Source organism: Pseudogemmobacter bohemicus (genome assembly GCF_003290025.1).
GTDB lineage: Bacteria > Pseudomonadota > Alphaproteobacteria > Rhodobacterales > Rhodobacteraceae > Pseudogemmobacter > Pseudogemmobacter bohemicus.
Genome location: NZ_QNHG01000004.1, coordinates 92,353 through 102,667 on the forward strand (window position 1 = coordinate 92,353; position 10,315 = coordinate 102,667).

Consider the following 10,315-nt stretch of genomic DNA (forward strand, 5'->3'; position numbering starts at 1 on the left):
GGGTTGAAAGCCAAGGGACTCATCAAGCCAAATTTGGCCAGACATCCAGCCTTCGACAATAACACCATTTGGCTTTTCGGTTTCGCCAATCGCTCCGCAGCAATCACATTGACAAATCGTCTTCTCATTTTCCTTATTGATAAAAATACTCATTTTAAACTCCTCTTACGTCAAATTTCCCATCCTAACCCGCAACACATTGTTCGCATCATAAATTAGAATTCTATCAGTATGTATCTCTTGCCTCGCGCCGCTGGTTGCCGTTCTCAAAATGCCGATTGTCGCGCTAATCGCAGAAAGCGAAGTCACGTTGATATGACCGGCATTCACACTATTTGCGCTCAGGTGTTGCGCCCTCACTGATCCATCCAAAATGATATTGTTGGCAGCAATTCTGGCGGATGAAGTCGTTCCAGTCGGAGAAGACAGAGCAATCAATTCCAATGCCGCATTTGCCGAACCTGCAACTGCCCGAAGACCAACAACGCCCGAGGTGATACCATTTAGGTTTGCAACTGCCTGCTGATAAATTGAAGTTGTGCTGTTCTCCAATACCTCTTCAAAGTCAAAACGATGAATTCTCACTTTCAGGGGGGCAGCGGTATGACCACCTGCAAACGTATGGCCGAAGAACGAAAGAGCAAATGAAGTTGCGGATGCAGGAACAGCCGTTGCCGGTCTTTCAATATAAACTTCAATCTTCTGAATGATGCCAGATGATGGCGTGATCAAATTCTTCAACCAAACATCGGAGAGTTGAGCCGCAGAATCCTGCCATCCTCCCCTGATCAACGAACCCGAATTTGCAAGATCACCCGATATGTATTCAATCTCCATACGAACCAGAACCGCTTTCGGACTCAATGAACAATCAATTGAACCGCCAAGCACACTTGAAAGCTGGATCAACGGGCCATTAACTGCCGAATTGGTAGCATCAACTTCCATCGTGTTAATATAACGACGATTGCCCGAAGTGACTTTAGTAACAGCCCCCGCAGTGACATTGCCGATTGAAAGATTGGCCGGATATGTTCCTGTCCAGTCATTGAAGACAGGATTTTTTGATACCCCACCACTCATCAAACGGGCAGATGTATTCCGGTAATCAAGGGCCTCACTCGCATATGTTCCGGCTTCATTAGCTTTTACAGTTGCGATTGATGCAGCATTAACAGCCGAGTTTGCCGAGATTGAAGCAAGGTTAGCTGATGTTGATGCATTGTTTGCCGAAGATGCGGCATTGTTTGCAGACGCCGAAGAATTATTTGCAGAAATAGAGGCAGATTCAGCCTGTCGGGCAGCTTGATCAGCATCTGTCAAATCTTCAACGGTGATTTCATAAATTTGAAGATTTGAACCCGCCACAGCATTAACGTTTGCAACCCCAAAGCGGATGAAAGCAGCTTCATTCCAGATCGTTTGATTGCCGACCGCGATATTGACCAGACCGCCGCTCAATCTGCCGAATGTGGCGGAAATGGTTGTGACTGCATTCGCCGCGATTGTGGTCACGCCATACCCGCCCCCGGAAACCCCTGTTCCATCTGATCGCAACCAATAAATCATTAAACGAATATCATTTGCAGCCGTTGATTTAATTCTTGCGGTTACCCGATAAACCTTACCATCGGCAGATGGAACGCCACCCCGAAGAACAGTTGCCGCAACAGAAGAAGCCGATCTAAAGAAATATACTCCATCAGCATCTGATGAATAATTGCTTGCACCAGATGGAGTATAGCCGTCAATCGTTCCAAGATTTGTTGGACCAAATGGCAATGTTGCAGTTGATGCTCGTCCATTAATGATTGCCGTTGTGGAAGCCAATGCCCTTTGCAGATCGGTGAGAGAAGATGCGGCAACCCCCGAAGCAGTCGAAGCCGTAGCTGCAAATCCAGCAGCATTCGAAGCGGATTCTGCGGCCTGAGTGGCAAACGTGTTAGCAGCGGCCCTTGCAGTGTTAGACGCAAGCATATGAGCCGAAGCGATGGAAGCTGATTGCCCGGAAGCGTTTGCAAATGCCGCCGCAGCCGTTGCAGAATTTGCGGCAGCGAGAGAATAACCATTTGCAGTATTACGGGCAGAGACCGCCAGACTTGCACTATTTGCAGCAGATGCAGCCGAAGCATTCGCATTGGAAGCTGCAACTGCTGCGGTGTTTGCTGCAAGAACTGCCCCTGCCCTTGCTGTGTTAGCCGCCAGCATAAAAATTTGTGCATTCGAAGAAAACGCCGAAGCCCCGATCATGAAAGTTTGAGCGGTCGCCGCAAATGTATTCGCCGCCATAGCAAAAGTATTTGCTGAAACCATATAACCGTAAGCGTTATTAGCCGCCAGAACAGCAGCGGTTGCAGCCGCATTAGAAGCCTCACCCGCAAGAATTGCGCCATTGATCGACGTTTGCACATCGGGTTCAAAATCTTCGAAGTCAAGCAAAGCAGAAGGCGTGATAACCGTTACCGATGAAGACCATTCGGAATCCCGACCGGAAACCCGACCAAGCAATCTCACTGTGTATGTTGAGGAAGGAAGAATACCCCCGGCAACGATTACATATCCCGAACGAACATCCGGAACTGAGCCAAACTCGACCACTTCACCGGCATTATTCTTTATTTCATATGTCAATGACGCAAAGGCGACAGTCGGATTCCACTCAATCTTGACAGCAACCCTTTTGCCATTGCCGCTATCATTTCTGATCAGCAAAGGTGAAGCTGCAACTCCATCAACGCCGGTGATTACAAAATCAACAGGATTGACACTTGCAACGATTGGGCGAACGCTATCAAACGCAACATCAAAATCATAATCAGCCGGATCAGACTCCCGCAGATAAAGAACGACAGCCAGCGTTTCCGGATCAATTTGCTTATCCGTGATTTCAAAGATTTTTGACACATAGCCATTATGAACCGAAGTCCAGCTAATCGTTTGCAAGGGAATCAATGACAGATATGCAGGAGGCAAAGTAATAACGTGCGTTCTCTCACGCCGGTTATTATTCAGGGCTTCTCTCATCACCCGACGAACTTGCCGAGGCGAGAAACATGAAGTCATTTTCAGATCGGCAACAAGTCGTTTGCCGTCTTTGACTTCCCATTCGGTATTATAAAATGGTGTTGCTTCTCTGCTTTCCCAAAGGCTTTCGGGATCAGGGAATGAAGCTGTAATGCCGTTATAAGTGGAAGATTGCCCGACGAAGGGCGAATAATCCCGACTTGCAGTCACAATGATATCTTCATCCGTAATCGCGACTACAGCCGGGGCAGCAGCAGACGGCCCGAGACCGATTGAGTAATATCCGCCGTATTCAGTTACCTTACCCATAGCGGATACAAGCAGCGTATCCAAAACCGCATTGGGTTCTTGATCAACCCCAAATTCCAGTCCAATCCGATAGCGTTTAGTATCTTCAAACCATTCGCCATCGGGCTGAGTGCCATCTTCATCAGCGATGTTCATTGCATTGAAGAATGGAGCAAGCGGCAAAGCATTGGCAGGTGCATTGTTCCCGTAAATCGAACCATCCGGAAGCGGAATTCCCCTTAAAATGTTATAAGATGCAACTGCCGGATTATCGCTGAATTGCCAAGTTGTTTGATCGGCCCATCTTTGAGAACCAGAACCACCAACTGAACTATCAAAACGGGGATCATAGAGGCTTGCCCCTTTTACAACAAATCTGAACTCAGGAGCGCCAGTAAACACATCCCTGTGATAAATGAATGTGATTGCCGCATATGCCGTGCCAGTCAGTTTAAATTCATTCGTCCATGGTCTCTCGGGGTATGAATCCAGAAGATCAACAAAAGTTGCATCTGCTTCTGCCTGGCGTCCATCATGAAATTTGACATAGGCCCATCCGGTCAATTGACCGTCCAGTGAACGACCAAAGATATCATTTGCGCCATATCCTGCATCCTCCGGACTGAGTTGCGGATTTAGCCCATAGCGTTTGCCATCAACGATTACTTCGACAATTTCATTAATCGGGAAATCAGCCAGGGCGACAAAATACGTTAGGTAGTTGCTTTCTTTACTGTTGTTATAATCGTAAGCATACGGAGGCGCGAGAAGAGTTCCGCCTGTAGCAGTATACCCCATAACAATTCTTTGCGGAGTAGTCTCGCCCGACATGGTTTGATCGCCGGTTATGCCGCCCGTGTTCATCTGAGGCTTCTTGGCCAGAGCCATCGACAATGCAGACAGACCAAACGAAAGCAGCGCTTGCCCGAGGAATTTGCCGACGACTGTTTTCGCGAAGAACCCGGAAATAGCAGTAAATGCAACACCCATAAATGCCATGAGATTAACCCCTTAAACTTTAGACTTTAGACTTTAGACTTTAGACTTTAGACTTTAGACTTTATAAAACTTATTCACCGTTTCCAGATCGATCCGAACCAATCCAAATTCGCCAACTGCAACGGCAAATGTTCCGGCAATTGCGACAACACAATCCTGCCCGTTATAATTAGCAATTCCGATATCACCGATTCCTGAAAATGCTGGCGGGATTTCTTTGAAATTGAGGACCACATAATCAATTTGATTTTTGAAACCGTCTTTCTTGATCAGTTTCAAACCGCCAGACAGCGACCTGTATTTTCCTCTATACTTCAAAGCCGGATCATTGCCGGTAAGAGCAAAAACAACATCAGCGCCAAACAGAGCGCAATCGTTCTTACCATATGCAAAAGGCTGATTTTCCTTTTCAGCCAGCATCTTCTGAAATTTGGAACGCCAATCTTGCAATCTCATTTTATAAACCTGCTTATAATTACTTCCGCCGCTGTTGGTTGACCGCCGATGTAAGCGCGGTGTTGAGGCACAAGGTCTGTATGAGCGCCCCAAGAGAATTTCACTTTTGTGGAAATAGCTGCATACGACCGGCCTTTATCGGTAGGATCACGGGCCAACTGAGAAGCATTCGATTGACTGAGAGTTAGTCCCGCTGTTCCCGATCTGGCAGAAGTCACCAAATTCAGGGATGCAACAGCAGATGATTCATCCTCAGATATCGATACTGTATCCAGCCATCCCCGAAATGCTCTGGTCACCCCAATAAGCTGATCAGTATCAGGATCAATCAGAGCCAAATGAATTTCGACCGGCGCAAATTTGGCGTCATATCCTTTGATCATTTGAACGATTTCAGGCGATAGCATTGAAAGGCTTACGTTCTGTTGCTTAACTGCCAGATCAGAAGTAAATTCAAATTGAGGAATGGAGAGCATTGCACCAGCCGCCCCATATTCTCGGGCAATTCCGTCAATCACGACCGAAACAGGTTCAAGCCCGTTCCAGATGCCCGATTGCTCAACAGCACCTGTTGCCCGATTGGTCGCCCGAATCCAAAACATCCAGCGCGGAACCACTGAGCCGCTATTCAATGCAGCTTGCATGTTTGAAGTAATAATCATTATTTCCCCCTCACGTTCTCAATGCCTGAACCCAATTGAATGAAGCCCCATCGGCCCTGTCCAATCCGATTGAGTAAGCATTCATTGACCCCGGAACATATTTGGCGGTGACAACAGGACGTTTCAAATTAATGGAGATATTGTTCGCCAATCCAGCCGGAAGCGGATTCAGCAACGTCACATTGGCAACGCCCGCTGATGCAGTTGCGCCGATAGCTATTTTGTAAATTCGCTTCACCCCATTATGAGTGAGACTGAAATAATCACCGGAATTCAGAACATATGTTGTAGGCAATCCAGATATCTTCGCGGCATATCCCGCTACAGGATTGCTCAGGGCGACTGCATTCAGATTGTCGCTTGTATTAAATGACGCGGGATACTGTGAGTTGAAGTCCGTTACTTCAAATAGAACATTCGGGTTCTGGATTGTTTGAAGCAGGGCATTCAACGCTCTGACATCATTCCGAGAAACTGTTGAGCAACTGATTGATCCGCGCCAAAGCCGAGGCCCGACATGCGAAGTCAACACTTGACCCGCACCATCTTGGGAAGAAACGATGTTCTCATTCATTTCGAATGAATATGAATTGATTTTGAGCCGATCATAAAAATCAGCCAGGGCAAGGATTGCCATAATAATACCCCTCAGAATTAACTCAGGGATATTTAGTGTTTACGGTTATGCTGGCAGATCAGTAACGATGTGGGTCTCTAGAATGCTGTACAATGTCTTTTCTTACACCTGACTGACGATAAGAATTGATACCGCTTTCCGTGATCTTTACCGAATTCTGCTTTGCCTGATCAATGATATCGGCGCGAAGATCGGGTGACAGGCTTACGTTGATAGAGGAAGAGCCGCCACCTTCCCGAAGCATTGATCTTGTTTTCTGAGCGTTATAGACGGAAGAGCCGCGAGGAAGGTTGACCATCTCCGGGCCTCTCTCACCAACCATCGACATACCACCGCGCCAATTTTCGGTTCCATTAGCATTGGTGCCAAAGCCCAAAAACTCGCCAACCGCACCCAATGCCCCGCCTGCCCCAAAGACACTGCCAAGTAAATTGGCAATTGCTTTATTCATCAGGTTTTGGGCAATGAGTTTGAAGAAGTTGGATAGCGCTTTAGAAGCTGAACCCGAACCAATGAGGATTTCCGAGAACATATCGGCAAAGGCGTCTTTCAATCCTTCGGCGGCGTCTTTCTGATCTTTCATCTTTTGCGTCTGGGCAATCAGATCGGCAATATGTCCGCCTTGCGCTGATCCGGCAGAAACGCCTGCTTCGCGCTGCGCCTGCCAGATTTGCTCTTGCAGGGCTGTCATGCCCATTGTCTCTTTCAGCTTGGTCAATTCATCAGATAGCCTTTTCACCACTTCCTGATATTTGGACAGTTTTGCCGCGCCACCGCCTGTCTTTTCGGCAAGCTGATCCAGACCACCGCCCAAGTTGTTAGTTGAATTTGTGGTTTCATCCATTGCGGTCTTTGTGTCTTCCGTCCCTGCCCAGAGTTCGGCCAAAGCATCGGTTGCAGGTTTGAACCCATCTGCAACTGCACCCTTGAAGGACTCGCTAAGACTGTCTGCCTCTGCCGCAGCATCACCTTCTGCCTGCTTGAAGTTCATCATCCCGACAGACGCAGCATCCATCGCAGATTTCAGAATTTCCATTTCAACCGGCGTTCCGGCAGTCGTCGTGAACATCATCGTGACGAACTCGGACCACTTCTGCATCAGGAGGAACATCAGTCCGAAAAAGCTGGCCTTGATCGATGCCCATACAGCTTGCAAGCCAATCGGGATAGCTTTGGCGGTCTCAACGATGCCGTTCCACGTTCCAGACGCGACCTTACCGAGGAGGACGAAGGCGTTCCCGATGCCGCCGACTGCATCCAGCAGGTTACTAATGCGCCCGATCAGCTTCACGATAGCGCCGAAGGTCCAATCCCAGACTGTCTGGATAGCACTTCCAATCCCCGTTGTCTGGTTGATCCATGATGCAGCAGCAGAAGCGGCATTCCATATTCCGCTAACCAAGTGACTGATAATGTTGACAACATTCGAGAAGACACCGGCAACAGTTCCGGCAACAGCGGCAATCCCATCAAACACCAGACGCAGACCAGAGCCATTGGTCATGAGGCTTACGAACGAAGATGCCAGGGCAGTGATGACGGGAGCAAATGCATCACCAAGCGTGTTTTTCACCCCGGCCATGACGATGCCGACTTCACTGATCGAAGTCTTCATTGCCGCCAGCGCCGCCACGGACTCGTTGCTTCTCACCCCGCCGAGGTCTTCAAGCCTCTGTCCAAACTCCTGCGCTGCCTTCCCGCCGTTCTTCAAAATTGGGATGAGGGCAGTTGAGTCCGACGCCATCGCTTCCATGAAGAAGGTGAAATCCTGTTGGTTCAAACCAGCTTTTTCTAGGCTATCGACATACAGTTGAAGGGCTTGCGGGCCTGACAGCTTCCTAAACTGTTCAGCAGTGACCCCAACCTTCGGCGCGATACGTTCGAAGAAATCGGCCATAGGACCGCCACCAGTCGCGATGAAGTCGCCAACACGGTCATTTACGTCTTTGAGGATGTCGCCCATCTTCTCTTGGGAGATGCCGACTTGCTCACCAGCATAAGCAATCTTCTGGAACTCTTCCGGGCTGGCATTGGCAATCCGGGACATGTTCTGCAACTCTTTAGCGGTATTGATGGCTGAAATAGACATAGCCCCAAGCGCCGCCGTTGCAGATGCAGCCAAAGTGCCGAAATTGCCCCGAATGCCATTTATTGAATTGGCAAATCCTTCGAGACCCGGAATTCTGGAAAAGGTTTGAGCAAGCGTTGAACGCAGCTTTCCAGCGGCCCCTTGCGCTTTCTTCGCACCTTGTTCGAATTGTGCAGTGCCAAGGCTCAGGTTAGCCCGGAGAGCGCCGATAACAGATGCCAAACTCATGATGCCAATTCCTCAAATAAAATAACTCACTTTATTTAGTTGATCGGGGTTTCGGACATTAAAAAACCCGGCCATCAAACCGGGTCTTCTTTCGCCTTTGCACCTTGCAATTGCATCGCCTTCAACTTCAAACCATAGTCAGCCAATCTTGCTGATAGGATTTTGGCCTCTTGCTCTTCGGTGAGTTCAGACTTCGATCCTCCATCATCTGGCAGGAATTGCTTAATCAATGTTTCATATGCCGGAAACTTCTCAACTCTCGCTAGCCTAGCATTCAGGTAAGCGTTGTTAATTGATGTTTCCTCACGTTGCCTGAGCCGTTGATTGAACGCCTCCATTTTCATCAAGTAGGATTTAGGCGTCTCATCGAAGAATGAGTTTGATGAATGAGGATAGGCGATGCAATATGCCTTCCACATTTCCTCATAGTCAAACCTGAAAGGCTTTAATACCTTGGCTTTCGCGGTCTTGTCGTCTTCCCCACTTTTTGAACGTTTCCCTCTGCCGGTGCCTCGGGCAAGGAATTATGCACTGCGTCATTAAACCGTTCGAAGAAAAATGGCATGAGTTCGCCACATTCTTCAATTGTCAATTCAGGCTGATGCTTCTTCAATCCGGCATAGCAAAGCGCTCGCATGTCTTTCAGCCCAAGATTTGCACCAGTCGGATCATCAAAGATTTCCGCCCCATTGCGACCTGTCAATTCTTCAAATTCAACCAATGTGTTGAAGTCAAGTTTGAAGATCATGCCATTGCTGAATTTCGTTTCGCCAATATGTTTATTTGTCATTTTCGTTTTCCCTTCTTATTTTCAATTTTATTTAGGCCGCGAGTGATTTGCGCAAAGCAGCGTATTCCGGATTTGCTTCGATAGCTTTTAGAGTCTGTTCGATGTGACGATCAGTGTAGCCCAATTCATGGTAACGCTTTACGCTTTCAAGCTGCACTTCCAACAGCGAATGCCGATCCTTCCGGAAATGCCAGACATTTACCTTGCCATTGCCACTAATTGCCAATCGCCAATAGGCGGGGGCATTTGGTCTATCGAATGATCCGATGCCCCTTCCGTATTTTGATGCATTTTTATTCGGTGCGCGATTGCGCATGTTGGTCAACTGGTTGACTGCCTCAATATTATCGGCCCGATTGTTCAGAGTGTTGCCATCCTTGTGATTGACAGCTTCCGGCCACTCTCCAAGGTTCATTGCCATCAAGATTCGATGAACATAAAGATTATACTGCTTTCCATTCTTGTTCATCGACACGCGCAAATATGGAGTGTGACCGCCTGTCGGGCAAACGCCTCCAACCTCTCTTCCGTTTCTTTTTGAAAACAGTTTTCCATTTTCAAAATCAGCGGTGTATTTATCGTTCAAATCATCAATTGAAATTACGTTGCTCATCGGTATGTCTCTTTCTTTTTTATTATTACCGATAGTATCTAGGAGCCTAGTATTTTCCGAATTGAAGAAATGAAAAAGCCCCCACCAATGAAGGCAGGGGCGACACTCATTAAATCACTTTATAAAAATCAGTCTTCTACCTTGTTCGAGATACGGAAGACGGGATTCTTCTTGATTGCTTCTGCATCCGAGATTTCAAGGTTATAACCCTTGATATAGCCAGACCAGATTTCCGGATCAGCAGTGCCGATCACCTCAAATTTGATCTGGACTGTTTCACGCGAGGTAAAAGCAGCGGCCAGAACAGTATCCGTGGCAGAGCCAGCGTCATACAGGATTTCAAGCGTAATATCGCCAGCATCATAAAGACCCGGAATAAATTCGCGAGAGAAGCCAGGCGAACCGAAGTTGGTAGTTTCCACTTCGTCAAATTCGATTGCTGGAATTTCGATGCCGGTAACGCCTTTGAGTTCAGTGAAAGTGAAAGTAGTTGCAGGGCTGATTTTGCGGCCAATCGAGACCTTAGCCC

At 47.8% G+C, this 10,315-nt stretch carries 8 protein-coding genes and 1 pseudogene; all 9 read right to left on the reverse strand.

Annotation, left to right across the window (positions count from 1 at the left end; translation table 11 throughout):
* Window positions 1–165: 165 nt before the first annotated feature.
* Window positions 166–4,311 carry a hypothetical protein gene (locus DRF71_RS19540; protein WP_112312694.1) on the reverse strand — a complete coding sequence of 1,382 codons (4,146 nt, stop codon included), beginning with the start codon at window positions 4,309–4,311 and terminating at the stop codon, window positions 166–168.
* Window positions 4,312–4,365: 54 nt separating this feature from the next.
* Complete coding sequence (locus DRF71_RS19545; RefSeq protein WP_157971182.1) at window positions 4,366–4,767, reverse strand: DUF6950 family protein; 402 nt, start codon at window positions 4,765–4,767, stop codon at window positions 4,366–4,368.
* Window positions 4,764–5,429 carry a hypothetical protein gene (locus tag DRF71_RS27570; RefSeq protein WP_157971183.1) on the reverse strand — a complete coding sequence of 222 codons (666 nt, stop codon included), beginning with the start codon at window positions 5,427–5,429 and terminating at the stop codon, window positions 4,764–4,766. The genes DRF71_RS19545 and DRF71_RS27570 overlap by 4 nt, the downstream gene beginning before the upstream one ends.
* 10 nt (window positions 5,430–5,439) lie before the next feature.
* Window positions 5,440–6,066, reverse strand: a complete 627-nt coding sequence (locus DRF71_RS27575; RefSeq protein ID WP_157971184.1) for a hypothetical protein — start codon at window positions 6,064–6,066, stop codon at window positions 5,440–5,442.
* A 58-nt stretch (window positions 6,067–6,124) separates the two neighbouring features.
* Window positions 6,125–8,383, reverse strand: a complete 2,259-nt coding sequence (locus tag DRF71_RS19550; RefSeq protein ID WP_157971185.1) for a phage tail tape measure protein — start codon at window positions 8,381–8,383, stop codon at window positions 6,125–6,127.
* 74 nt (window positions 8,384–8,457) lie between these two features.
* Window positions 8,458–8,802 (reverse strand): hypothetical protein, encoded by a 345-nt coding sequence (locus DRF71_RS19555; protein WP_157971186.1) that lies wholly within the window; start codon window positions 8,800–8,802, stop codon window positions 8,458–8,460.
* A 26-nt stretch (window positions 8,803–8,828) separates the two neighbouring features.
* Window positions 8,829–9,173, reverse strand: coding sequence for a hypothetical protein (locus DRF71_RS19560; RefSeq protein ID WP_112312250.1), 345 nt, complete (start codon window positions 9,171–9,173; stop codon window positions 8,829–8,831).
* A 31-nt stretch (window positions 9,174–9,204) separates the two neighbouring features.
* Window positions 9,205–9,786 (reverse strand): HNH endonuclease, encoded by a 582-nt coding sequence (locus DRF71_RS19565; protein ID WP_112312251.1) that lies wholly within the window; start codon window positions 9,784–9,786, stop codon window positions 9,205–9,207.
* A 128-nt stretch (window positions 9,787–9,914) separates the two neighbouring features.
* Window positions 9,915–10,315, reverse strand: a pseudogene (locus DRF71_RS19570) (hypothetical protein); the annotation flags it as partial.

What these genes read in the sequence shown, in the direction of transcription:
- DRF71_RS19540 (WP_112312694.1), bottom strand. Translation starts at nt 4,311, where the DNA reads ATGGCATTTATGGGTGTTGCATTTACTGCTATTTCCGGGTTCTTCGCG.
- DRF71_RS19545 (WP_157971182.1), bottom strand. Translation starts at nt 4,767, where the DNA reads ATGAGATTGCAAGATTGGCGTTCCAAATTTCAGAAGATGCTGGCTGAA.
- DRF71_RS27570 (WP_157971183.1), bottom strand. Translation starts at nt 5,429, where the DNA reads ATGATTATTACTTCAAACATGCAAGCTGCATTGAATAGCGGCTCAGTG.
- DRF71_RS27575 (WP_157971184.1), bottom strand. Translation starts at nt 6,066, where the DNA reads ATGGCAATCCTTGCCCTGGCTGATTTTTATGATCGGCTCAAAATCAAT.
- DRF71_RS19550 (WP_157971185.1), bottom strand. Translation starts at nt 8,383, where the DNA reads ATGAGTTTGGCATCTGTTATCGGCGCTCTCCGGGCTAACCTGAGCCTT.
- DRF71_RS19555 (WP_157971186.1), bottom strand. Translation starts at nt 8,802, where the DNA reads ATGTGGAAGGCATATTGCATCGCCTATCCTCATTCATCAAACTCATTC.
- DRF71_RS19560 (WP_112312250.1), bottom strand. Translation starts at nt 9,173, where the DNA reads ATGACAAATAAACATATTGGCGAAACGAAATTCAGCAATGGCATGATC.
- DRF71_RS19565 (WP_112312251.1), bottom strand. Translation starts at nt 9,786, where the DNA reads ATGAGCAACGTAATTTCAATTGATGATTTGAACGATAAATACACCGCT.